The sequence below is a fragment of the Williamsia sp. DF01-3 genome, from assembly GCF_023051145.1.
Classification (GTDB): domain Bacteria; phylum Actinomycetota; class Actinomycetes; order Mycobacteriales; family Mycobacteriaceae; genus Williamsia.
The window spans coordinates 1373392-1396973 of record NZ_JALKFS010000005.1; the positions used below are offsets into that span (position 1 = coordinate 1373392).

At 64.2% G+C, this 23582-nt stretch carries 21 protein-coding genes and 1 pseudogene; 16 read left to right on the forward strand and 6 right to left on the reverse strand.

The window, feature by feature from the left end; genetic code table 11:
• Positions 1-118: 118 nt before the first annotated feature.
• Positions 119-244: a hypothetical protein gene (locus tag MVA47_RS26690; RefSeq protein WP_255283862.1), complete on the forward strand. Its 126-nt coding sequence runs from the start codon at positions 119-121 to the stop codon at positions 242-244.
• Positions 245-351: 107 nt separating this feature from the next.
• Here the strand turns inward: MVA47_RS26690 and MVA47_RS08555 are convergent, their stop codons facing one another.
• On the reverse strand, positions 352-1212 hold the full coding sequence (locus MVA47_RS08555; RefSeq protein WP_247207482.1) for a MaoC/PaaZ C-terminal domain-containing protein: 861 nt from the start codon (positions 1210-1212) through the stop codon (positions 352-354).
• Positions 1212-2933 (reverse strand): 3-oxosteroid 1-dehydrogenase, encoded by a 1722-nt coding sequence (kstD, locus tag MVA47_RS08560; protein WP_247207483.1) that lies wholly within the window; start codon positions 2931-2933, stop codon positions 1212-1214. Before kstD ends, MVA47_RS08555 begins: the two co-directional genes overlap by 1 nt.
• Positions 2934-3098: 165 nt before the next feature.
• On the opposite strand from kstD, the gene MVA47_RS08565 reads away from it, so the two are divergent.
• From MVA47_RS08565 to MVA47_RS08580, 4 genes and pseudogenes are all read left to right on the forward strand, one after another.
• Positions 3099-3887, forward strand: a complete 789-nt coding sequence (locus MVA47_RS08565) for a 2-keto-4-pentenoate hydratase (protein WP_247207484.1) — start codon at positions 3099-3101, stop codon at positions 3885-3887.
• A gap of 54 nt (positions 3888-3941) precedes the next feature.
• A pseudogene (locus MVA47_RS08570) lies at positions 3942-4861 on the forward strand (acetaldehyde dehydrogenase (acetylating)).
• 1 nt (position 4862) lies between these two features.
• Positions 4863-5939: a 4-hydroxy-2-oxovalerate aldolase gene (gene dmpG, locus MVA47_RS08575; RefSeq protein ID WP_247210673.1), complete on the forward strand. Its 1077-nt coding sequence runs from the start codon at positions 4863-4865 to the stop codon at positions 5937-5939.
• Between the two features lie 448 nt (positions 5940-6387).
• Positions 6388-7020, forward strand: a complete 633-nt coding sequence (locus MVA47_RS08580; RefSeq protein WP_247207485.1) for a hypothetical protein — start codon at positions 6388-6390, stop codon at positions 7018-7020.
• A gap of 69 nt (positions 7021-7089) precedes the next feature.
• Here the strand turns inward: MVA47_RS08580 and MVA47_RS08585 are convergent, their stop codons facing one another.
• Positions 7090-7449, reverse strand: a complete 360-nt coding sequence (locus tag MVA47_RS08585; protein WP_099381395.1) for a hypothetical protein — start codon at positions 7447-7449, stop codon at positions 7090-7092.
• Between the two features lie 13 nt (positions 7450-7462).
• On the reverse strand, positions 7463-8683 hold the full coding sequence (locus MVA47_RS08590; protein ID WP_099381396.1) for a Rieske 2Fe-2S domain-containing protein: 1221 nt from the start codon (positions 8681-8683) through the stop codon (positions 7463-7465).
• A gap of 226 nt (positions 8684-8909) precedes the next feature.
• On the opposite strand from MVA47_RS08590, the gene hsaA reads away from it, so the two are divergent.
• The 8 genes from hsaA (at position 8910) to MVA47_RS08630 (ending at position 17028) form a co-directional block, all read left to right on the forward strand.
• A complete protein-coding gene (gene hsaA / locus MVA47_RS08595) occupies positions 8910-10091 on the forward strand; it encodes a 3-hydroxy-9,10-secoandrosta-1,3,5(10)-triene-9,17-dione monooxygenase oxygenase subunit (protein WP_062795325.1) in 1182 nt (393 codons plus the stop codon).
• 37 nt (positions 10092-10128) lie between these two features.
• Positions 10129-11049, forward strand: coding sequence for an iron-dependent extradiol dioxygenase HsaC (gene hsaC / locus MVA47_RS08600; protein WP_023957356.1), 921 nt, complete (start codon positions 10129-10131; stop codon positions 11047-11049).
• Position 11050: 1 nt separating this feature from the next.
• On the forward strand, positions 11051-11623 hold the full coding sequence (gene hsaB, locus MVA47_RS08605; RefSeq protein ID WP_247207486.1) for a 3-hydroxy-9,10-secoandrosta-1,3,5(10)-triene-9,17-dione monooxygenase reductase subunit: 573 nt from the start codon (positions 11051-11053) through the stop codon (positions 11621-11623).
• A 24-nt stretch (positions 11624-11647) separates the two neighbouring features.
• Entirely contained in the window at positions 11648-12835 is a 1188-nt protein-coding gene (locus tag MVA47_RS08610; protein ID WP_247207487.1) for a hypothetical protein, read from the forward strand.
• A complete protein-coding gene (locus MVA47_RS08615; RefSeq protein WP_247207488.1) occupies positions 12832-13629 on the forward strand; it encodes an SDR family oxidoreductase in 798 nt (265 codons plus the stop codon). Before MVA47_RS08610 ends, MVA47_RS08615 begins: the two co-directional genes overlap by 4 nt.
• 8 nt (positions 13630-13637) lie before the next feature.
• Complete coding sequence (locus MVA47_RS08620) at positions 13638-14774, forward strand: sulfotransferase (RefSeq protein WP_247207489.1); 1137 nt, start codon at positions 13638-13640, stop codon at positions 14772-14774.
• 131 nt (positions 14775-14905) lie between these two features.
• Positions 14906-16378 carry an MFS transporter gene (locus MVA47_RS08625; RefSeq protein WP_247207490.1) on the forward strand — a complete coding sequence of 491 codons (1473 nt, stop codon included), beginning with the start codon at positions 14906-14908 and terminating at the stop codon, positions 16376-16378.
• An 8-nt stretch (positions 16379-16386) separates the two neighbouring features.
• Positions 16387-17028 (forward strand): TetR/AcrR family transcriptional regulator, encoded by a 642-nt coding sequence (locus tag MVA47_RS08630; protein ID WP_247207491.1) that lies wholly within the window; start codon positions 16387-16389, stop codon positions 17026-17028.
• A 40-nt stretch (positions 17029-17068) separates the two neighbouring features.
• On the opposite strand, the gene MVA47_RS08635 is transcribed toward MVA47_RS08630, so the two are convergent.
• Entirely contained in the window at positions 17069-17947 is an 879-nt protein-coding gene (locus MVA47_RS08635) for an IclR family transcriptional regulator (protein ID WP_247207492.1), read from the reverse strand.
• A gap of 74 nt (positions 17948-18021) precedes the next feature.
• On the opposite strand from MVA47_RS08635, the gene cysD reads away from it, so the two are divergent.
• The 3 genes from cysD to MVA47_RS08650 are packed head-to-tail and all read left to right on the forward strand — an operon-like array spanning position 18022 to position 21586.
• A complete protein-coding gene (gene cysD, locus MVA47_RS08640; protein WP_247207493.1) occupies positions 18022-18936 on the forward strand; it encodes a sulfate adenylyltransferase subunit CysD in 915 nt (304 codons plus the stop codon).
• A complete protein-coding gene (cysC, locus tag MVA47_RS08645; RefSeq protein ID WP_247207494.1) occupies positions 18936-20819 on the forward strand; it encodes an adenylyl-sulfate kinase in 1884 nt (627 codons plus the stop codon). The genes cysD and cysC overlap by 1 nt, the downstream gene beginning before the upstream one ends.
• Positions 20816-21586, forward strand: a complete 771-nt coding sequence (locus MVA47_RS08650) for a 3'(2'),5'-bisphosphate nucleotidase CysQ (RefSeq protein ID WP_247207495.1) — start codon at positions 20816-20818, stop codon at positions 21584-21586. Before cysC ends, MVA47_RS08650 begins: the two co-directional genes overlap by 4 nt.
• Positions 21587-21601: 15 nt before the next feature.
• Here MVA47_RS08650 and eccA read toward each other — a convergent pair whose 3' ends face one another.
• Complete coding sequence (eccA, locus tag MVA47_RS08655) at positions 21602-23434, reverse strand: type VII secretion AAA-ATPase EccA (RefSeq protein ID WP_247207496.1); 1833 nt, start codon at positions 23432-23434, stop codon at positions 21602-21604.
• Positions 23435-23582: the final 148 nt, after the last annotated feature.

Below are 23582 nucleotides of genomic sequence, written 5' to 3' on the forward strand. Positions count from 1 at the left end.
GCACACACGCATCGACTGTCTCTTATGTCACATTAACAACACTGGTAACTCGACAGTGAGCTTGCTGGTACCGACCGACCCAGCCGGGTCCGGCCACACCCACATGAGAGGGAATCCGATGGCCTCAACTCAGGTCAACGACGTCTCGGCGGTCAAGCTGCGCGCATGGCGTGTGCTCACGATGCTGGCGTCGCTCGTCGCCGTCATCGTCGGGCTCGTTGCCATCTTCATGAGCGCTGCCTGACAACGCTTTACAACTCTTGTTGCCGGTATAACCGAGCTGTCGGTGCTGGCCACCGATCGCGATGCGGACCTGTCCGGCAGTCCCGCCCGCGATCAGCAGATGGGCCGTCAGCGCCTCGTCAGCACCACGTTCCCCAGAGCCGGTGCCTCGTCGCGTTCGGCCACGGATGCGGAGATGAGAAGGCGAGATCCGTCTTCCCACACCTTGATTCGTAAAGTCTCACCCGGAAAGACGATACCGGCGAACTTCGCCGCATATCGCTCGATCTGGTCCACGTCTCCGCCGAGCATCGTGTCCGTGACAGCCCGGCACACTGTTCCGTACGTGCAGAGCCCGTGGAGTATCGGCCGGGGGAAGCCCGCCATCTCGGCGAACTCCGGACTCGAGTGCAACGGGTTGCGGTCGCCGCAGAGTCGGTAGAGAAGCGCCTGTTGCGGGAGCGTCTTCTCTTCGATCGTCCGGTCCGGTTCGCGGTCGGGATAGGCCACCTTGTCCGAGACCCCACGCTCGCCGCCGAATCCGCCTTCGCCCTTGGCGAAGATGGCCGAACGCGCAGTCCACAGCGGCTCACCGGCGTCGTCGATCGTCGTCGACTCCTGAACGATGACCGCGGCCGAGCCCTTGTCCTGGAGTTCGGCGATGGTGGTACGTGTGGTGGCCGAACCCGAAGGCGGGATGGGGCGGTGCACGGTCACCTCCTGCGAACCGTGAACCACTGCGGCAAGGTCGATCTCGATGCCGGGCATCGAGACCTTCGGTGGCTCGGTCTCGTGGAAGCTCGCGGCGACGGTGGCGAATGTGGGCAGCACTTTCGGTTCGGCGTCGTGCAGATACCGAAGGCTGTTCGCGTCCAGCGGGTCTGCTCCTGCGCCGACGCCCAGGTGATAGAGCGCGATGTCGGAGGCGTTCCAGCTGAATGTGGTCTGACCGACCTCGGCGCCGAGTGCGACCGACGGATCGATGGGCATCAGCTGGCCTTCTCTCCGGCGGCACGCGACCGCTGAGCATTGTCGGCGATGTCCAGTGCGGCAAGGTATCCGAAGACCATTGCGGGCCCGATGGTGGCGCCTGGTCCGGCATAGGTGTGGCCCATGACCGGCGAACTCGTGTTGCCCGCGGCGTAGAGCCCCTCGATGATCGACCCGTCGGCGCGCAGAGCGCGGCCTGCAGCGTCGGTGTTGATCCCGCCCTTGGTCCCGAGGTCGCCCGGCACCATCTTCACTGCGTAGAACGGCGCCTTCTTCAGGGGGCCCAGGCTGGGGTTGGGCTTGTTGGTGATGTCGCCGTAGTAGTGGTCGTACTGGCTCACCCCGCGCCCGAAGTCCTCGTCCTCGCCCTTCTTCGCGAACTCGTTGAACCGCTCGGTGGTTCGGGACAGACGGTCGGCGGGCACGCCGATCTTCTCCGCGAGTTCGGCCAGACTCCCGGCCTTGGTGATCACGCCGGACTTGAACCACTTGCCGGGCAACGGCTGACGGCCCGACACCGATGCGAACATGTACCGGTTGCGGTAGGTCTGGTCGAACACCAACCAGCACGGCAGGTTCTCTCCTGGCCCCTCGCCCTGGCCGAACTCGCCGCCGTACATGCGGTGCACTGCTTCCACGTAGGGCAGTGACTCGTTCATGAAACGTTCGCCGCGGTCGTTGACCATGAAGCTGCCCGGGAGTGCTCGCTCGGAGAGCGCGAACCACGGCCCGCGGGGGAGCGGGATCGTCGGACCCCACCAGGCGTCTTCCATGAAGCTCACGCCCGCACCGATTTTCAGGCCGGCGTTGATGCCGTCGCCGGTGTTGGACTCTGCGCCGGTGGTCCACTGCGATCCGATGGGTTCGCGCTGGTATTTATGGCGCATCTCCTCGTTGTGCTCGAAGCCGCCACACGCGAGCACCACGCCGTGCCGGGCACGGATGGTTCTCTGCTTGCCGTCGGTCTCCACCACCACACCGACGACGCGACCGTTCTCGGTGACCAGATCGACGAGTCCGGTGTTCAGGCGCAACGGGATACCGGCCTGCCGGACTCCGAGAAGCAGTTCCGCGGTGAGGGCGGCGCCCATCGCGATCAGTCGTTTGCCGGTCAGCTTGGCAACGGCGAACCGCGTGGCGACCTTGATCGCGCGCAGGGGTCCGCGCCAGTGACGCAGTCCTGTGCTCAGCCAGCGGTAGTCCGACTGCATCACCACCACGTTCAAGGGGGATTTGCTGTACGGGGGGTGCAGGGTCTTGATGTCGTCACCCAGTTTGCGGGAGTCGAACGGCTTGGGCTCACAGGAGCGTCCGCCCACTCGGCCGCCCGGTGCCTCCGGGTAGTAGTCGGAGTAGTTCTTGACCCACTCCAGTTCGAGGGGCGCGTGCTCGCTCAGGAAGTCGAGCGCCTCGGGGCCGCGGTCGATGTAGGCGTCGATGCGCTCGGGTGCCACACCGTCGCCCACGATGGCGCGGACATAGGTCCGTGCGGCCTCGGGATCGTCCTTGACGCCGTCACGCTTGAGCACCTGGTTGTTCGGGATCCAGACACCTCCACCCGACCGGGAGGTGGATCCACCCCAGTACGGCGACTTCTCGATGATCACTGTGTCGAGGCCATGAGCGGCGGCCGTGATGGCCGAACTCATACCGGCGCCACCGGCGCCGACGACGATCACATCGAAGATCTCGTCTCCAGGAATCTCTTCCGAACGGCTCATCATTGCCCCTTCGCGCATTGCCGAGCTCTACCCTCTAGGTAGAACACGTTATAAACTCACGTCCATGGCAGGCTATACCAGCCTGGAAGGCATTGGCGAGTGCCTGACAGCCCCAAAACAGAAACACGTTCCAGTGCCCAGCTCGTACTGCAGGAGGAGCCACCAGTGACCGTTTCCGACCAGGAACGTCAGCGTATCGCCGACGATCTGGCCCGGGCCGAGGCGACCGCGGTCGCCATCGATCCACCGGTGGTGAGCCAGCCGGATCTCGACGTCACCGACGCCTACGAGATCCAGCTGATCAACATCCGCAGGCGGCTCGACGCGGGTGCGTCGGTCGCCGGCCACAAGGTGGGCCTGGCGTCTGAGGCGATGCAGAAGATGATGGGTGTCGACGAGCCGGACTACGGTCACCTGCTCGACGTGATGCAGTATCACGAGCACACCCCGATCGATGCCACAAAGTTCTGCTATCCCCGCGTCGAGGTCGAGGTCGGTTTCATCCTCGGCGCTGATCTGCCCGGCGCGGGCTGCACCAACGAGGACGTGATCGCAGCGGTGGAGTGGGTGGTTCCCTCGATCGAACTGATCGACAGCCGCATCCGCGACTGGAAGATCTCTCTGCCCGACACCATTGCCGACAACGCGTCGTCGTGCGGTTGGGTGCTGGGCGAACAGCGCGTCCGCATCTCCGACATCGACACCGGCAACATCGACGCCACCCTGCACCGCAACGACGAGTTGATCGCCGAGGGCAACTCGAGCGCGGTGCTCGGTCATCCGCTCAATGCGGTGTCCTGGCTGGCGCGCAAGGTCGAGAGCTTCGGTGTTCGCCTGCGAAAGGGTGACGTCATCCTTCCGGGCACCGCCACCCGGGCGATCGACATCCGGTCGGGCGACCACTTCGTTGCACAGTTCGCCGGACTCGGCAGCGTCACCTTGGATTTCACGTAGCACCGCAGACATCACCACAAACTTTGGCAAGACCTGAGGTTAGGAGCACCACCCGTGGCACAGAAGGTCACTGCAGCAATCATCGGTTCGGGCAACATCGGGACCGACCTGATGTACAAGTTGGCGCGTTCGGAGGTGATCGAACCACGCTGGATGGTGGGCATCGACGCAGACTCCGAGGGCATGAAGCGTGCGGCCGACCACGGGCTCATCACGATGGCGGGCGGGGCTGACGAACTCCTGGCGTCAGAAGAGAAGCCCGACATCATCTTCGAGGCCACCTCGGCCTACGTACATCGTGAGTACGCCCCGAAGTACGAGGCGGCCGGCATCACCGCGGTGGACCTCACCCCGGCTGCCATCGGCCCCGCCGTGGTCCCCCGGCGAACCTGCGGGAGCATCTCGACGCGCCGAACACCAACATGATCACCTGCGGTGGCCAGGCGACCATCCCGATGGTCCACGCCGTCTCGTCCGTGGTGCCGGTGGTGTACGCCGAGATCGTGGCGTCTGTGTCGTCCGAGTCCGCCGGCCCGGGAACGCGCGCGAACATCGATGAGTTCACGCGTGCCACATCGCGGGGAATCGAGACGATCGGCGGCGCCGACCGGGGTAAGGCGATCATCATCCTCAACCCGGCCGATCCGCCGATGATCATGCGCGACACGATCTTCTGCGCGATTCCGGAGGATGCCGACACCGACGCCATCGCTCAGGCGATCTTGGATCGTGAGAAGGAAATCCAGCAATATGTGCCGGGTTACCGACTGCTGCAGGAGCCGCAGTTCGACCCGCCCAGCGTGGTCAACGGTGGGATGGCCCGGGTGTCGATCTTCGTGGAGGTCGAAGGCGCGGGTGACTTCCTGCCGCCGTACGCGGGCAACCTCGACATCATGACCGCCGCCGCCACGAAGGTGGGCGAAGAGATCGCAAAGAAGAAGCTTGCCGAGAAGGCAGAAAAGGTTGGTGTCTGACATGTTCGCTGATTCGGCAGATCTCATGGCAGGTGCTCGCAAGTACAGCGATGCCCTGGACATTCGCATCACGGATTCGTCGTTGCGTGACGGCAGCCATCACAAACGTCACCAGTTCACCGAGCAAGAGGTGCGGGACATCGTCGCCGCCCTCGACGGTGCGGGTGTTCCGGTGATCGAGGTGACCCATGGTGATGGTCTGGGTGGGTCGTCGTTCAACTATGGGTTCTCGAAGACTCCTGAGCAGCAGTTGATCCGGGCGGCGGTCGAGACGGCGACGACGGCGAAGATCGCGTTCTTGATGTTGCCTGGTCTGGGGATCAAGGACGATATCCGGGCGGCCCAGGACAACGGTGCGCAGATCTGTCGTATCGCGACGCATTGCACCGAGGCCGATGTGTCGATTCAGCATTTCGGGTTGGCGCGTGAGTTGGGGCTCGAGACCGTGGGGTTCTTGATGATGTCGCACAGTCAGCCTCCCGAGGTGCTCGCGAAGCAGGCGCGGATCATGACCGATGCGGGTTGTCAGTGTGTGTACGTGGTGGATTCAGCCGGTGCACTGGTACTCGAGCAGGTGTCGGATCGGGTGTCGGCATTGCGTGCCGAGCTGGGGGACGACGCTCAGATCGGCTTCCACGGACACGAGAACCTCGACATCGCGGTCGCCAATTCCATTGCGGCCGTTCGGGCAGGCGCTCAACAGATCGATGGGTCGGTCCGCCGCTTCGGTGCCGGCGCCGGCAACACGCCCGTGGAGGCGTTTGTCGGTGTCTGCGACAAGCTGGGCATCAGCACCGGCATCGACTTCATGAAGATCGCCGATGCCGCGCAGGACGTGGTGCGGCCTGTCATGCCCACCGAATGCCTGGTCGACCGGCCCGCGATGATGATGGGCTACGCCGGGTGTTACAGCTCGTTCCTCAAGCACGCCGAGGGCCACGCCGAGAAGTACGGTGTGTCCGCCGCAGCGATCTTGATCGAGGCGGGCAGTCGAAAGCTCGTCGGCGGCCAAGAAGACCAACTGATCGACATCGCCCTGGAGCTCAAGAAGAAGCAGGACGCGAACGCCGGCGTGTGAGAGTTCGCCGCCGACGTTGCCGCTGACTCGCGGACCCCGGTCTCCGGGAACACCGGACGCTACGATCGGGGTCCGAGCGTGCGTCCGCGCGTCGGTGATGCACTGATCAGGGGGAGAACATGACCTACGGTCCGCCATCCGGAAACAGCGGTGGGTTCCCGCCGCCGGGGGGTCCTGGTGGTCAGCCGCCCGGTGGCTATCAGCCGGGGGGATATCAGCCGGGGGGTTATCAACCTGGCCATCAACCGGGACCCGGCTATCCGCCGCAGCAATCCGGTTATCAGTCGGCCGTCGGTGCCGCCGGTCCGAGCCAGACGTCCGCCAAGGGTCGACTGCTCGCTCCCCGGTCGTCCAATTCCGCGGTGAGGTTCCCGGGCATCGCCTCGCCGTCGGCGGCTTACTGATCGTGCTGTTCAGCTTTTTCACCTGGGCGTCACAGGACTTCGGTGTGGGAAGCGTGTCGATCAGCGGCCTCGGTTCGGTGACCATCGACGCAGGCGACGACACGGCCGACTCGAGTGAGGTGGCCGACGCCGAGAGCGAGGCAGAGGCCGAAACCAGTGCGCCGGGCATCGCCACCATCATCATCGGGCTCTTGCTGGCCGGTGCCGCTGTTCCGTTGATCATCAACCGGTATCCCGCGATCGCGGCCATCGCCGGGACGGTTCTGGGACTGGTCGCGGTGATCGTGTCCCTTGTGTTCATCGCCGACCCGGGCAGTGTTGTCATCGACGGCGATGCCGGCGACACCTCTGAGGTGGACGCGGGATGGGCACTGTGGCTTGTGGTCCTCGGCGCGTTCATCACCTTGATCGCTGCCGGCGTCGCCACCTATCTGGCCTTGGCGGCGGGTAAGGGGAGTCGGCCCGGACCCGGAATGTCCGGTCCGCAGTCGCCACAGGGATACGGTCAGCCGCAAGGCTATGGTCAGCCACAGGGCTACGGTCAGCCGCAAGGTTACGGTCCACCGCAACAGTTCGGTACTCCCGGAGGACAGGGCGGAGGCTACGGACAAGCGCCCGGGCCGTACTTCGGCCCGCCCGGTTCGGGCAATCAGAGGCCCGGTCCGTACGGACAGTGAGGGTTACGACAAAGAACACCACTCGCGATCGATCGCGAGTGGTGTTCTTGTCTTTACGAGTTGCCCGGGTCAGTAGTAGCCGTCCGGGTCGACATCGGGTGATTCCTTGGGGATGATCCCTTCGCTCACACCGTGATCGATGCTGGCCGAGAGCCGGGGGCATGTCGGCAACATTGCGGGGTTTCCCCCTTCCGCCCGGATTCGGGTGAGTTCAGGACATTGCTCTCGCGCCTGCGCCGTCCACTGGACACTCGTGTGGTGGGGGCTGTACTTCTTGACCATCACGCAGGCGTGGCAGGTGCGGCATTCGATCTCCCGCAGCCCACCCCGTAGGTAGTGCTCTTTGTCTCTCGACGTCGCTTCCCGAACCGCTGGGCCGCGCTCCGGATCCTTGCTGAGATCCGGAGCCTTCGACCAACTGATGCTCATGACGGGGCGGCGATCACGTGGCCGAAGCCGTCTCGGGCGTCGAGGCATTCGCGGCTTCGCGCTCGGCCTTGAGGCGAATGTTCTCCTGGACCTCGATGTTCCAGTTCTCGACGGCCTTGGTGGTGTCGATCTCGTATTCGTAGCGCTGTGTCATCTCCTCGGTCACGTCGGCGACGTCGACGTAGAACTGTTCGTACCAGCGGCGCAGCTGGTAGACCGGACCGTCCTCTTCCACCAGCAGCGGATTGTCGATGCGGCTCTTGTGCTTCCAGATCTCGACGTCCTGCAGGAAGCCCACCTCGATACCGGCGGTGATCTTCGTCGCCATCTTGTCGGCCTGGTCGGCGGTGAGTCCCTCGGGGATCTTCGCGATGACGCCGTACATGAGGACAAACGAATTGTTGTCGATCGGGTAGTGGCAGTTGGTCAGGATCGTCTCGATCGCATAGCCGCCGTAGTACTGCACCATCGGGTTGAGCATGTAGGCAGGACCGTAGTAGGCGGCGATGGACTCGAGTTTGGTGTCACCGTAAGCCGTCATGATGTCGACGTCCGGACGCCCATGCGAGTTCATGTACTGCGCAGCGGTCTCGCCTTCGAAAACGTTCTTGAAGTAGTCCGGCAACGAGTAGTGAACGTAGAAGAAGTGCGCCATGTCGACGACGTTGTCGATGATCTCGCGGCAGTTCGAACCCTCGATGACGATCTTGTTCCACGTCCAGCCGGTCCACTGGTCGCTGTTCAATTCGTCGAGCTCGGGGATGATCACGTCATCGGGGGGCGGGTTGCCCTCGGGGTCGTTGTAGACGAAAATCTGCGCGTTGCGGATCATGCCCGGCCACGAACGGGTCTTGGCCAGTTTGGGTGCCCGCTTTGCATACGGGACGCCGGCGCAACGCCCGTTGGCCTTCCATCGCCAGTCGTGGAACGGGCAGGCGACGTTGCCGTCCTTGATCGAGCCCTGCGACAGATCGCCGCCCATGTGCCGGCAGTACGCGTCGAGGATCTTGAGCTCGCCGTCGGCGACCCAGACGACCAGTTTCGTGCCGAACACGGTGACCGGATGGGGTTTGCCGTCGTCGAAATCGGCAAGAAGGCCGAGGCAATGCCAACCGCGTGCGAATCGGGTCGGTGGCGTGCCGGTGTCGATCTCGCGTACCGCGCCACCGTCTGCGCTGGTGTCAACCGCTGTCAGGCGGGCCCCCTGCTCCAACTCCGACTCCGTACTCGTCATGTCTGCTCCCTAGTTCATCGATGCCGGCTGTGGGTCGGCATGTGCCGGGCCGCGTGGTTTAAGCGTTCCCGCTTACTAGAACATGTTACAAAACTTGCCAGGTACTCGCCAGGGAAGTGATCAAAACGGCATGAATCGGGGTAAACCTGCAGTACTCGACATAAATGAGAACGTGTTCTAATCTTGCCGGAGAAGACTTTGTGGAACGAGAGTTAGGAATCGCGCGATGAGCGACCGCAGCCAAGAGGGCGCGCAGGTACTGGACAAGATCAGCGCATTGCTGCCCGAGATCGAACAGCGGGCACAGGAAGCAGAGGATCTGCGTCAGATTCCCGACGAGACGATCGCGTCGCTCGAGGACATCGGGTTCTTCAAGCTCATGCAGCCCGAGCAGTGGGGCGGTTACCAGGTCGATCCGGTGACGTTCTACGAGGCAGTGCGTCGGCTCGGCTCGGCGTGTGGCTCCACCGGATGGGTCTCGGGCATCATCGGCATCCACAACTGGCACCTGGCTCTCTTCCCGCAGCAGGCGCAGGAGGACGTATGGGGCAAGGACACCTCAGTCCGTATCTCCTCGTCCTACGCCCCGATGGGTATGGGTGAAGTGGTCGAAGGCGGTTACAAGGTCAACGGTTCGTGGGCATGGTCCTCGGGTTCGGGCCACGCGAGCTGGGTTGTCCTCGGCGGACCGGTGATCAAGAACGGAAAACCCGTCGACTTCGTGAGCTTCCTGATCCCGCGCGAGGACTACGCCATTCGCGACGTGTGGAACGTGGTCGGGCTCAAGGGGACCGGGTCCAACACCATCGACGTCAAGGACGTGTTCGTACCGAGCCACCGGATGCTGAGCTTCCGGGCGATGAGCACCGGCGAGGCTCCGGGCCTGGAGAAGAACACCGCGCCGGTCTACAAGATGCCCTGGGGCACAATCCATCCGAGCACCATCTCGGCGCCGATCGTGGGAATGGCATACGGCGCCTACGCCGCACACGTCGAGCATCAGGGCAAGCGCGTGCGCGCCGCCTACGCCGGTGAGAAGGCGAAGGACGACCCATTCGCCAAGGTTCGCATCGCCGAGGCCGCCAGTGACATCGACGCGGCATGGACCCAGCTCTCGGGCAACCTGCAGGCCGAATACGATCTGCTGCTCGCGGGACAGGAAGTCCCGATGGAACTCCGGTTGAAGGCCCGTCGCGATCAGGTCCGCGCAACTGGCCGGGCCATCGCGTCGATCGACCGGCTTTTCGAGAACTCGGGAGCCCACGCCCTCGACAACGACACCCCCATCCAGCGGTTCTGGCGCGACGCCCATGCCGGCCGCGTCCACGCGGCCAACGATGCCGAACGGGCCTACGTCGCCTACGGCAACGGCGAATTCGGGATCCCTATCGGCGACACGATGGTCTGAGTTCACCACCGACATCTCGCAAAGGAGCAGATCGACGATGACCGAAACGCTTGGCCCGATCCGTTCACTCGGCTACATGCGTATCGAGGCCACCGACATGCCGGCCTGGCGTGACTACGGTCTCAAGGTGCTGGGTATGCCCGAGGGCAGTGGCCCCACGGAGGGCGCCCTGTACCTGCGCATGGACGACTTTCCCGCACGCCTCGTGATTACCCCAGGAGAGCACGACCGTCTGGTGTCGTCCGGCTGGGAATGTGCCAACGCTGCTGCACTGCAGGAAGTCCGGGATCGATTGTCGGCAGCCGGCGTGGTCTTCCGCGAAGGCAAGGACGAAGAACTGGCCGACCGTCAGGTCGTGGAGATGGTGGTCTTCGAGGACCCGAGCGGCAATGTCCTCGAAGCGTTCCATGGTGTGGCACTGCAACATCGCCGGGTGGTCAGCCCCTATGGCCACAAGTTCGTCACTGGCGAGCAGGGTCTGGGACACGTGGTGCTCACCACCGACGACGACGCGGCCTCGCTGCACTTCTACCGCGATGTGCTCGGCTTCCGTCTGCGTGACTCGATGCGGCTGCCGCCGGAACTGGTCGGGCGGGAACAGGGCGACGAGCCGCCATGGCTTCGGTTCTTCGGCTGCAACCCTCGTCACCACAGCCTGGCGTTCCTGCCGATCCCGAACGACACCGGCATCGTCCACCTGATGATCGAGGTGGAGAACACCGATGACGTGGGCCTCGCCCACGACCGGGCGTTGCGCAAGAAGGTCCCGATGTCGGCCACGCTGGGCCGTCACGTCAACGACCTGATGTACTCGTTCTACATGAAGACACCCGGCGGATTCGACGTCGAATTCGGCTGCGAGGGAAGGCAAGTCGACGACACCGACTGGGTGGCTCGCGAGAGCACGGCGGTCAGTCTCTGGGGGCACGACTTCTCCATCGGATTCAAGAACGCCTGACATGTCTCCTCATCCACGCGGTTCAGCTGATTTCGACCCGCGGCAGTTCCGGACGGCCATGGGTCAGTTCTGTACCGGGGTCACCGTGATCACCACGATGGCCACCGATGACGTCCCAGTGGGGTTCGCCTGCCAGTCGTTTGCAGCCCTGTCGCTCGATCCACCACTGGTGCTGTTCTGCCCGATGAAGACCTCCCGCAGCTGGAAGGTCATCGAGCAGAGCGGAAAGTTCTGTGTGAACGTGTTGTCGACCAACCAACAGGACGTCAGTGCTGCATTCGGCGCACCGGGTGATGACAAGTTCGCCGGGATCGACTGGGATCCCTCGCCTCTCGGCCTGCCCGTCATCCGGCACTCGTTGTCATGGGTGGATTGCACGCTGGAGCGCGTCGACGACGGCGGCGACCATTTCATCGCGATAGGCCGGGTGCAGACTTTGGGAGAAGTGCTGCAAGACAAGCCTTTGCTGTTCTACCGTGGTGGCTATCTGTCCACCGAACATCCGCGGGTCACTCCGGCCCAGGCGGAGCTCGAGAACTTCCTCACCTGGACCGGCGGGGACACCTGGCTGTAGTTCCGGCCATCACAAGGGAGTGAGATGACAACAACCGTCACGAACGATGTGACCGCCCCTTTCGCCGCGGCCATCGCCGACGCCGAGAAGCTGATCACCTCAGCCGATTTCATCCGCAACGAGCAGGATCTGGCCGAGGGATACGACTACCTCGGCGGCAGCATCCGCGCGAGCCTGCAGATGGCTTGGGCGTATGGCAAGACCCACCCGTTCTTCGTCACGTCCACGGGCCCCTACACGAAGATGGGGCTGGACAATCCCGATACGCTGTACTACCACGCCAACGTGCAGGCCGACGCAGAGTATCTGATCACCGGAAAGCGCGGCAACACAGCAGATCTCAGCTTTCAGGTTCTCAAGGGTGACTACACCGCCACCGACGTTCCCGGTGGCGACGACGCCTTCGACGACCGTCGACTGACGATCGAAGCGGACGGGACCTACACGCTCCGATTCGGACCGCCCAAGGCCGACCCGGGACCCAATTACTTCGTTCTCGGCGAGGGGTCGTCGATACTCGCGGTGCGCGAGGTGTACAGCGACTGGATGCAGGAAAAGGGACAGATCCGGATCGAGCGGGTCGACACAGTGGGCAGTGCGCCGGTGGAGCCCGACCTCGCTCAGATCACCCGCCGCTATCAGGTGGCCGGCAAGATGTTGCTGTCGCGGATCAACACCTGGTTCAACTTTCCGAAGTGGTTCTACCTGGACCTGCCGGTGAACACCTTGACCGCGCCCCGTCTGACGCCGGGTGGGCTGAGCACCCAGTACTCATCGGTGGGTCACTACGACCTCGCCGACGACGAGGCGATGGTGATCACGGTGCCGAAATCCGATGCGCCGTATCAGGGTTTCCAGCTGGGCAGTATGTGGTACATCTCGCTCGACTACGTCAATCACCAGACCAGCCTCAATTCTGCTCAGGCGCAGGTGGATCCGGATGGGATGATCCGCCTGGTGGTCAGCAGGCAGAATCCGGGCATCGCCAACTGGATCGAGACAACCGGTAAACAGCGGGGTATAGCGCAGTTCCGGTGGCAGCGGGTCGATCGCGAGCTGACCGAGTCCGATGGGCCCACCGTCGCGTTCGTCAACGTGGCCGACGTGCCCGACCACCTGCCGCACTTCGAGTCCAACACCATCGACGACGCAGGCTGGCGTGAGCGAATAGCCGCACGCCAGCGCGGATTCGCGCAGAGGATGCTGGGATGACCGCCACCGTGTCCACAGGTCTGCTCGAGGGCAAGGTCGTTGTGGTCGGGGGAGTAGGGCCGGGTCTCGGCCGTTCGATCAGCTTGCAGGCCGCTGCTGCGGGAGCCAAGGTGGTGCTCGCTGCCCGGACCGAGAGCCGGCTCGCCGAGGTGGCCAAGGAGATCGACGCCGCCGGCGGCGTCGCATTGCAGGTACCCACCGATATCACCGATGATTCGGCCGTCGAATCCCTCGTCGCGGCAACGGTTGCCGAGTACGGCAGGGTGGACGTCCTGGTGAACAACGCGTTCTCTCTGCCCTCGATGAAGTCGTTGGCACGCACCGACTTCGACCACATCCGGTCGAGTCTGGACCTGACTGTCCTCGGTGGTCTGCGTATGACCAAAGCCTTCACCGACGAATTGGCCAAGGTGTCCGGTTCTGTGGTGATGATCAATTCCATGGTCCTGCGGCACTCGGAGCCGCGTTACGGCAGCTACAAACTCGCCAAGGCGGCCCTGCTCGCCATGTCGCAGACACTCGCCACAGAGTTGGGCGACAAGGGCGTTCGTGTCAACAGCGTGCTACCCGGTTACATCTGGGACGACCAGCTGAAGTGGTACTTCGGTGAGGTCGCCAAGAAGTACGACATCACGCCGGAGGCCGTCTACGAACAGACCGCGTCCAAGTCCGACCTCAAACGTCTGCCCGAACCCGATGAGATCGCTCGGGCGGTGGTGTTCCTCGCCTCGGATTGGGCCAGCGCCATCACCGGCCAGACGCTGGACGTCAACTGCGGCGAGTACCACACCTGAGGAGCGAGATGACCATTCCGAGAACGAATGTGGGCACAGTCGAGGATCTGCATGCGTCGGCGACGAAGGCGTGTGGGCTCGACGAGTTCGGTCAGGACGACTACACCGAGGCGCTCGGTGTCCTGCTGGAGTCGTACGAGCGCGATGCGGGACTCACCGAGCTCGGCAGCAAGATGAACCGCTTCTTCCTTCGGGGTGCGCTGGTCGCCCGATTGCTCAGCGAGGCATCGTGGAAAACCAATCCCGAATACGTCTCCGCGCCGGTGGAACGCCCCATCTTCGTCACCGGGCTGCCCCGTACCGGCACCACCGCCCTACACCGGCTGCTCACCGCAGATCCGGGCCATCAGGGTCTGGAGATGTGGCTTGCCGAGTTCCCCCAGCCGCGGCCTCCGCGCGACACCTGGGAGTCGAACCCGGTCTTCCAGCAGATCCAGGCCGGACTCGAACAGCACCACGTGGAGAACCCGGAATTCATGGGGCTGCACTACATGAGTGCATCCGACGTCGAAGAATGCTGGCAGCTGCTGCGCCAGACCATGAAGTCGATTTCCTACGAATCCTTGTCGTACCTGCCGACCTACTCACAGTGGCTGCAGAAGCAGGACTGGACCAACGCCTACACGCGGCACAAGAAGAACCTCCAGTTGATCGGGCTGAATCAGCCAGAGCGTCGCTGGGTGCTGAAGAACCCCAGTCATCTCTTCGCGCTGGATGAATTGATGGCCGTCTATCCGGACGCGTTGATCATCCAGACCCACCGGCCACCCGCCACGATCATCCCGTCGATGTGCAGTCTTGCCGAGCATGCGGGCGAGGGATGGTCAACCGTCTTCACGGGCGAGCTGATCGGCAAGACGCAACTCGAGTTGTGGTCGCGAGGGCTGCACGCATTCAATGCGGCACGGTCCAAGTACAACCCGGATCAGTTCATCGACATCGACTTCCGCGACTTCCGCACCGATCCCATGGGCACGGTCGAAACGATCTATCGCACGTTCGGACTCGACCTCACCGATGATGCGGCGTCGGCGATGCGAGCACTCGACGAGGAGAGCAAGTCGGGCGACCGCAAACCCGTCCACAAGTACTCCCTGGAGGACTACGGCCTCACCGAGGCCGAGGTGAACGCGGCTTTCGACTGACCGGGCAGCCGCCTGTCGTGGACGGGTGACGGTGTCTCGCTGAGTGGATATCCGGAGTCTTGACTCCGCTTGTGGTGCTAACTTCAGAGCAGCATGCGGAGTGGTCTCTCCGGTTCGAGCTCAGGAGCTGTATGGACATCGCACCCAAGCGGACGCACTATCGGGTCACGTTCACCGTGATCACCGTGGGCGTGGCCGCGTTCGCGTTGCTGCAGTCCCTGGTGATTCCGGTACTGCCGACGATCCAGGTGTCCCTCGGCACGACGCAGACCGACGTGACCTGGGTGCTCACCGCCTATCTCCTCTCCGCGTCGGTGTTCACGCCCATCATGGGTCGCCTCGGGGACATGTACGGCAAGAAGCTGCTCTTCGTGGTTGCGCTGGCCGCGCTGGGAATCGGCTCGTTGCTGGCTGCATTGGCGGCGTCACTGTCGGTGATGGTGGTCGCGCGTGTGATCCAGGGTGTCGGTGGCGGCGTCCTGCCCTTGGCCTTCGGGATCATCCGTGACGAATTCCCCGAGAAAAAGGTGCCCGGCGCCGTCGGGATGGTCGCGGCCCTGACATCGCTGGGCGCCGGCCTGGGTGTTGTGCTGGCCGGGCCGATCGTGGATGTACTCACCTATCACTGGCTGTTCTGGATTCCGCTGATCATGACCACCATCGCGGGTGTGGCGGCCTACGTCTTCATCCCGGAGTCGAAGGGCCGGGCCCCGGGCAAGGTCAACTGGGTCACCGCGTTGTTGCTGTCAGCGTGGCTGGTGGCTCTGCTGCTCGGTGTCAGCCAGGCACCCAAGTGGGGCTGGACGTCACCCGAGGTCGTCGGATTGCTCGTGACCGCTGCGATCTTCCTGGTGGTGTGGGTCGTTGCCGAAGCGCGATCGGCCAATCCGCTCATCGACATGAAGATGATGCGGATGCGCACTGTCTGGGCCGCGAACCTGGTGGCTCTGATGATGGGTATCGGGATGTATGCCGGGTTCGGATTCCTCCCGCAGTTCGTGCAGACCCCGACATCGGCGGGATACGGATTCGGGGCATCGGTCAGTGAGTCGGGCTTGATGATGTTGCCCAGCTCGGTCTTCATGTTCATCCTCGGACTCGGTGCCGGGCGACTGTCTGCTCGTTTCGGCTCGAAGAACCTGTTGACGGTGGGGACACTGGTCAGCGCTGCCGGATACTTCCTCGTCGCGTTCCGTCACTCCAGCGAAGCGGACATCTTCGCCGCGATGTGCCTGTCGGGTATCGGTATGGGACTTGCGTTCTCCGCCATGGCAAACGTTGTCGTCGCGGCGGTGCCACCCCATCAGACCGGAGTCGCCAGCGGCATGAACGCCAACATCAGAACCATCGGCGGTTCGCTGGGCGCAGCATTCATGGGGACTGTGGTCACCGCGGGCGCCGCACCCTCGGGACTGCCCAAAGAATCGGGATACACCCACGGCTTCATCATGCTGGGGGTTGCCGTGTGCCTGGGAGCTGTTGCGACACTTTTCATCCCGTCGGTCAAACGGGGAGGGGCGGCATTGGACGAGACCGCAGACCTCGCACACGCCGAACTCGCGATGGTTGCCGGCGGTACCCTCGCCGGTGACAAGTCGGAATGAGGTCGGCCATGGGTGTGCAGGCCACCGCAGACGGTGGGAAAGTGCTGCGGCGTGACGCTGCGGAGAATCGGCGACGACTACTGGACGCCGCTGCAACGGTGTTCAGTGAACGCGGGCTCGATGCCGGGGTCGAGGAGATCGCCCGGGTGGCCGGCGTCGGGATGGGCACGCTGTACCGGCGATTCCCCACCAAGGACGCCTTGATCAGCGAACTCGTACGGCAGTTGCTCATCGATCTGGTGGCGATGGCCAGGGCCGCGCGTGACGTGACCGACGGTTCTGGTCTGGAACGATTGCTGTTCGACACCGGTGCCATTCAGGCATCGCACCGCGGCTGTGTGTCGCGGATGTGGAACGACGAGCACACGGCGTTGCTCAGGGACGAGTTCCGCACGATCCTGACCGAGCTGCTGGCCGTTGCTCAAGATGCCGGACGGATTCGTGCCGACGTCACCGTCACCGACCTCGACCTCGTGTTCTGGGCGGTCAGGGGTGTCGTCGAGAGCACGCGCGGCGTCAGTGACACGGCATGGCGGCGACATCTGGCGATGGTGATCGCCGGACTGCGGCCAGGGTGCGAGGAGCTGTCGGAGGCTCCGGTCGGCGAGCGTGAGGTGGCGTTGGCGAAGAAGCGGATACTCGCCGGCTGAACGGGCCCGTCATGAGGGCCGAGGGCCGCGACAGATGTATTCAGCGTGCGAGCGCGTGGGCGACGCGATCCGCGGCAGCCGCCACAGATGTGCCCAGATGCGCCATCTCGTCCGCACTCATCTCGCGGTTGGGGCACACGACGATCGACGCGATGACAGTGCCCTCGGAATCGATGATCGGGGCGCCGATCGTGACCACCGCGACAACTCCGACGGATTCCTCCGGCAGATAGTCGATGGTGGTCAGTTCGGCCAGCAACCCCGCCACCCGTGAGCGCACCGTGTCGGAGACCGGTGAATCACGCAGTGACGCAAGCGCGTCGATCATCTCGGCATGGTCACCGGTGAGGCGCTCCACCGCGTACCCGCGGTCGCAGATCACTTCCAGCACGTCGTGCAGTCGGTCGCGGGCACCCGGCGGTGCCGAGTCGATCCACCGCTGCCGTTCGGCTTCAGGCGCCCACGCGACGAACTCTCGGCACACGGGTGGGCGTAGTGCGATGCGCCGGCCGGGCCTGATCCACTGCATGTCCGGCACCCCGACGAGTTCGGTGACAGTGATCTGTTCACTCACGCGTTCGGCGAGGAACGCCGGCATGTCGAGGTCCGCAGCGAGTTCGTGGATCATCGGAGCTGCCAAGCGCCGCAATGGATAGCCACGTTCGGCCTGCCGCGCCAGGGCGACAAAGCCGGCACCGATCGCGAACTGGCCGTCTTCTCGCGATACCCAGCCGTCGATGGTGAGTTGGGTCAGCACCGCGTGGGCGGTGGCTCTGGAAAACCCTGTGCGGCGGACTATTTCCGCCAGTGTCAGGCGGCCGCCGGTCTGTTCGGCCAGCAGTTCGATCACCCGGACCACACGCTGCGTGGGTGGCGAGGGTTGACCCACAGGCATGCTGTCGCTTACCGTCACTGTCATATTTTCAAACACTAGTGTCGGATACTCGACAGGTCAAGTCCTGGCGAGGCGAACGACGCGAGAGGACTCTCACGGTGCTGACAACGGGGTACGAGCTCACCCATCTGGCCGCGCTCGAGGCGGAATCGGTCTACATCTTCCGAGAGGTCGCCGCGACGGCGCAGCGGCCGGTGCTGCTGTTCTCCGGCGGCAAGGACTCGGTGGTGATGTTCCACGTGGCGCGCAAGGCGTTCTGGCCTGCGCCCGTTCCCTTCCCGCTCATGCATGTGGACACCGGACACAATTTCGACGAGGTCATCGACTACCGGGATCGGGTTGTCGACAAAACCGGTGTCCGACTGGTGGTTTCGAGTGTGCAGGACGACATCGACGCCGGTCGGGTGGTGGAGCAGACCGGTCCCGGTGCCAGTCGTAACCGGCTGCAGACCACATCGCTGCTGCGCGGGATCCGGGAGAACAATTTCGACGCCGTCTTCGGTGGTGCGCGACGCGATGAGGAGAAGGCGCGCGCCAAGGAGCGGGTCTTCAGCTTCCGAGACGAGTTCGGCGCCTGGGATCCACGAGCGCAACGGCCCGAATTGTGGAACCTCTACAACGGCCGCCACAACAAAGGGGAGCACATCCGGGTGTTCCCCCTGAGCAACTGGACCGAACTCGACATCTGGCAATACATCGCCGCCGAAGAGATAGAACTGCCGAGCATCTACTACGCCCATCAGCGCGAAGTGGTGCCCCGGGACGGGATGCTGCTGGCCAAGACGCCGTACGTGGAACTCGCACCGGGCGAGACGGTGCACACCGAGCAGGTGCGGTTCCGGACGGTCGGCGACGCGACGTGCACCGGATGTGTGCTCAGTGACGCCGTCACGGTCGAGCAGGTCATCGATGAAGTGGCCGCCACCAGACTCACCGAACGCGGTGCAACCCGAGCCGACGACCGAATCTCGGAGTCCGGCATGGAAGATCGCAAGAAAGAAGGATACTTCTGATGACCGTCGACCAAGAACTGATCATCGGCGAGCCCGTGCGGCGTGGGCGGAAAGAGTTGCTGCGGTTGGCAACTGCGGGCAGTGTCGACGACGGTAAGTCCACACTGATCGGTCGGCTGTTGTACGACTCGAAGAGCATCTTCACCGACCAGATGGAGTCGATCGAGCGCACCAGCTCCGAACGCGGCGACGAATACGCCAACCTCGCACTGCTGACCGATGGCCTTCGTGCAGAGCGCGAACAGGGCATCACCATCGACGTGGCGTACCGGTACTTCGCAACACCCAAGCGCAAGTTCATCATCGCCGACACCCCCGGGCATGTGCAGTACACCCGCAACATGGTGACCGGGGCATCCACCGCCGACGTGGCACTCGTTCTCATCGACGCCCGCAAAGGTGTGCTCGAGCAGACCCGCAGGCACGCCTTCCTGTCGTCGTTGCTCGGCATCGCGCACATCGTCTTGTGTGTGAACAAGATGGACCTGGTGGACTGGTCGGAGGAACGATTCACCGAGATCAAGGACGAGTTCAGCGCATTCGCCAGCAAACTCAACGTGACCGACCTCAGCTTCATCCCGGTGTCGGCGCTGCTCGGGGACAACGTGGTCGACCCGTCGGTGCACATGCCCTGGTACCGGGGAACCTCGCTGCTGGGGCACCTCGAGGACGTACACATCGCCTCGGATCGCAACTTCATCGACGCCCGGTTGCCGGTGCAGTATGTGATCCGTCCTCAGGTCAGTGACGGATCGGACCATCGCAGCTACGCCGGAACCATCGCCAGCGGAACGTTCAAGCCCGGCGACGAAGTGGTGGTGCTACCCAGCGGATTCAGCACCACCGTGGCCGAGATCTGGGGCCCCGGCGGCAGCAAGCTCGACGAGGCATTCGCGCCGATGGCCGTGTCCGTCTCGCTCGCCGACGAGATCGACATCACCCGTGGAGAGATGCTCGCGCGTCCCAACAACCGGCCGTACGTCGGCCGCGACATCGATGCGATGGTGTGCTGGTTCTCCGAGGACACCGAGTTGAAGTCGGGTAACCGCTACACCATCCAGAGCTCGACCCGCGAGTCGAAGGCCGTGATCGGCGACCTCACCTATCGGCTCGACGTCAACTCCCTCCATCGTGAGGAGGGGCCACAGGAGTTGCGGCTCAACGAGATCGGGCGCGTCCGTCTGCGCACCCAGCAACCCATGATGTTCGACTCGTACCGCCAGCATCGCTTCACGGGTAGCTTCATCTTGATCGACGAGGCGACGAACAAGACCGTCGGCGCCGGGATGATCAACGGGCCGGTCAGCAACGACTCCCACGTGGTCTGGCACAGCTCGTCGGTGACCAGGGAGCAGCGGTCCCATCGTGGGGCGACCATCTGGTTGACCGGACTGTCCGGTTCCGGGAAGTCGTCGATCGCATCGGAACTGGAACGATCGATGGTGGCCGAAGGCCGTCCGGCCTACCTGATGGACGGTGACAACCTCCGCCATGGGCTGAATTCCGATCTGGGGTTCGGAGACGACGACCGCCGGGAGAACATCCGGCGCACCGCCGAGGTCGCGGCACTCTTCGCGGACTCGGGTGCGGTTGCGATCGTTTCGCTGATCAGCCCCTTCGCCGCCGAACGCGAGCGGGCGCGCGAGGTCCATGCCGAGCGCGGTCTGCCCTTCTTCGAGGTGTTCGTCGACACGCCGCTCGAGGTCTGCGAAGAACGCGATCCAAAGGGGCTGTACGCGAAGGCACGCCGCGGTGAGGTCGCACATTTCACCGGCGTCAGTTCGCCGTACGAACGACCGGAAGCGGCGGACGTCGTCATCACCCCCGGTGACGGTGCGCCTGCCGACGTCGCGGAGGCCATTCGCCGTAACCTGGGCGTGTGACTGTGACCTCATCCGATGCAGAGCTTGCCGGTCGTCTTGCCACCGAGGCCGGGAATCTGCTGGTCGAACTCCGATCAGACCCATCGCTGAACGGCAAAGAACTCGGCAAGGCCGGGGATCTGCGCTCCAACGAGTTCCTGCTCGACGCGCTCGCGCGTGAGCGGCCGGGCGATTCGGTGCTGTCCGAGGAATCGGCCGACGATCTGTCCCGGCTCGACGCCGACCGCGTGTGGATCGTCGACCCTGTGGACGGCACAAAGGAATACGGTCTTGACGACCACACCGATTGGGCTGTGCACGTTGCACTGTGGGAAAAGGGGTTGGGGCTGACGGTCGGCGCGGTGTCGCTGCCGGGGCTCGGCGTAACCTACGTCAACGATGGGGCGCCGGTGCCACCCACCACAGGTCTGGCGAGAACACCGCGGGGCGACAACCCGCGAGTGGTCATCAGCGGCTCGCGGCCTCCGGCTTTCGCCGAGTCGGTCGCCACGGCCATCGGTGGTGAGCTGCTCCCGATGGGATCGGCAGGCGCCAAGGCGATGGCAGTGGTTCGGGGTGAGGCCGACGCGTATGTGCACGCCGGTGGACAGTACGAGTGGGACTCGGCCGCGCCGGTGGCTGTGGCGAAGTCACAAGGGCTGTGGTGCAGTCGGATTGACGGACTGTCGCTGGAGTACAACCAGCGCGACGTCTACCTGCCCGATCTTGTCATCTGCAGGCCGGAACTCGCCGAACAGATCCTGGACGTGACCCGAGCTGCCGGCTGAGCGTTCGCGGGCCGCCTACCGGACCCCACCTTGTCCGCTCCGCAATCCGCCGAGCACACCGGCCAATGCGGCCTGCATGTCCGAGGCCTCGATGCGCATGAGTGCGTCGTCGTCGAGGTCGGCGAGTTCGATGGTGCCGGTTGTCAGGCGGTGTTCGCGTTCTTCCTCGGCGCTCTCGACCACGTTCCGGACGAAGCGGCCGTTGCCCGCCAGGTCGATCATGCGACGCTCACGGCCGAACTCGTCGAGCTCGACCTGATGACACAGGGGAGCGCACGCCATCTCGAGCTCACGAAGCGCTTCCGCCGACAGTAACGAATCACGTTTGCGGGCAAGAAGATCAGCGATCTGGGTGAGTTCGGTGGGACTGTAGGAGTCGAATCTGATGCGCTTGGAGAATCGTGACGACATTCCCTCGTTCGCGGCGAGCAGACGGTCGATCTCTGCGTCATAGCCCGCAATGATCACCACCAGCCGGTCGCGGTCGTCTTCCATCCGCGCGAGCAAGGTGTCGACGGCTTCGCGGCCGAACGCGTCGCCGCCGGAGAGGCCACTTTGCACCAGCGTGTAGGCCTCATCGATGAACAGCACGCCGTCCATCGCGCGGTCGATCACCTCCGATGTCTTGATGGCCGTGCTACCGAGGTGTTCGCCCACCAGATCACGACGTGAGACCTGTACCACCGCATCGGTTTTGATGAGACCGAGCCCGCAATAGATCTTGGCGACGATGCGCGAGATGGTGGTTTTGCCGGTGCCGGGTGGACCGGTGAACGCCAGGTGCAGACTGCGTGGGCCGGTCGCGAGACCCTTGTCCGATCGGATCTTCGCCAGGGTGGCTGCCGACTGCAGCTTGGTCACCTGGCTCTTGACCGATGCGAGGCCGATCTGCTCGGCGAGTTCGGCCTGTGCCGCCGCTAGCAGACTTCCCTCGGAGTCGTCCGGAGCAGACGCCGAGGCCGCGACCGTCTCTGCTGCAGTGGCCGGGTCCCAGCGGTCGCTACGAGAGTTGATCGTCTCGGCGGTGGTGATCACCAACCGGAAACGTTGATCCGAGAGGGCCTTGGAATTGGCCGCGAACGAAGGGTCGCGGGAATACACGGCCTCGAACTGTTCACGAGCCTGCGCCTCCATGCCCTGTTCGCGTAAGGCCAGGCCGTGGGTGAACATCGCCGCCGTCGCTGCCGCGGGGATGGGCCCATTCGCCGCGGCTTCGAGTCGCCGCACACCTTCGGTGAACAGACCCATCTGCACGCATGCCGATCCGGCCATCAGGTCGGCGCCGGCGTTCATGTACTCGTCCGTCCACGTATTCGACGGGGCCAGAGCGGTGAGCACGTCGGTCCAACGTTGGGTGCGGAAGTGCAGGCTGGCCCGTAGGTAGTCGACGATCGGCGGCCGGCCCCGGCCGGCACATTCGTCGGCCGCCTCGTCGAGGGCGTCCTCGGCTCCTTGGTAGTCGGCGCCGGCGATCAGCGTGGCCGCGTACGCCACGATGGCCTCGGTCCGGTCGGCCAACGGATAGTCGATGTACAGGCCGGTGGAGAAGCGGCCGGACAACGTTCGCGGTGGAAGCCCCAGCCGACGCTGTTCGGCGCCGATCGTCGCCCGGCTGCGGTACAGCTGGAGCACCACGGAGGCAGAGTTGTCGCCGGACGCCACCCGCCCCAGCCACGCGTCGGCCATCATGGGCGCCCACTCGGTGGCCCGGGTGAAGGCGAGCGCGGCCTTGGCCGGATCGGCCGGATACTGCTCGCCGTCGATCGGTATCCCCGACGACCGGACCGCGAAGTCGAACAACTGGCGTGCCTTGGCGACAGACGAGCGCGACTGCCCTGTGTCGATCATGGTCGTTTCCCCCTGTATACCGACCAGCCGAACGACGAATCAGCTGGTCTGGCCCCCCGCGCACAGTTCCCACTCCCGCTGCGCTGCCCGAGACATTACCGCGAGGAGGACGAGATCACCTCGACTGTTGGGCTCCGCCTAGACTGTC

Bases quoted from the DNA above. Each gene is read 5' to 3' on its own strand.
- MVA47_RS26690 (WP_255283862.1), top strand. From the start codon at position 119: ATGGCCTCAACTCAGGTCAACGACGTCTCGGCGGTCAAGCTGCGCGCA.
- MVA47_RS08555 (WP_247207482.1), bottom strand. From the start codon at position 1,212: ATGCCCATCGATCCGTCGGTCGCACTCGGCGCCGAGGTCGGTCAGACC.
- kstD (WP_247207483.1), bottom strand. From the start codon at position 2,933: ATGAGCCGTTCGGAAGAGATTCCTGGAGACGAGATCTTCGATGTGATC.
- dmpG (WP_247210673.1), top strand. From the start codon at position 4,863: ATGTTCGCTGATTCGGCAGATCTCATGGCAGGTGCTCGCAAGTACAGC.
- MVA47_RS08585 (WP_099381395.1), bottom strand. From the start codon at position 7,449: ATGAGCATCAGTTGGTCGAAGGCTCCGGATCTCAGCAAGGATCCGGAG.
- MVA47_RS08590 (WP_099381396.1), bottom strand. From the start codon at position 8,683: ATGACGAGTACGGAGTCGGAGTTGGAGCAGGGGGCCCGCCTGACAGCG.
- hsaA (WP_062795325.1), top strand. From the start codon at position 8,910: ATGAGCGACCGCAGCCAAGAGGGCGCGCAGGTACTGGACAAGATCAGC.
- hsaC (WP_023957356.1), top strand. From the start codon at position 10,129: ATGACCGAAACGCTTGGCCCGATCCGTTCACTCGGCTACATGCGTATC.
- hsaB (WP_247207486.1), top strand. From the start codon at position 11,051: ATGTCTCCTCATCCACGCGGTTCAGCTGATTTCGACCCGCGGCAGTTC.
- MVA47_RS08610 (WP_247207487.1), top strand. From the start codon at position 11,648: ATGACAACAACCGTCACGAACGATGTGACCGCCCCTTTCGCCGCGGCC.
- MVA47_RS08615 (WP_247207488.1), top strand. From the start codon at position 12,832: ATGACCGCCACCGTGTCCACAGGTCTGCTCGAGGGCAAGGTCGTTGTG.
- MVA47_RS08620 (WP_247207489.1), top strand. From the start codon at position 13,638: ATGACCATTCCGAGAACGAATGTGGGCACAGTCGAGGATCTGCATGCG.
- MVA47_RS08625 (WP_247207490.1), top strand. From the start codon at position 14,906: ATGGACATCGCACCCAAGCGGACGCACTATCGGGTCACGTTCACCGTG.
- MVA47_RS08630 (WP_247207491.1), top strand. From the start codon at position 16,387: ATGGGTGTGCAGGCCACCGCAGACGGTGGGAAAGTGCTGCGGCGTGAC.
- MVA47_RS08635 (WP_247207492.1), bottom strand. From the start codon at position 17,947: ATGACAGTGACGGTAAGCGACAGCATGCCTGTGGGTCAACCCTCGCCA.
- cysC (WP_247207494.1), top strand. From the start codon at position 18,936: ATGACCGTCGACCAAGAACTGATCATCGGCGAGCCCGTGCGGCGTGGG.
- eccA (WP_247207496.1), bottom strand. From the start codon at position 23,434: ATGATCGACACAGGGCAGTCGCGCTCGTCTGTCGCCAAGGCACGCCAG.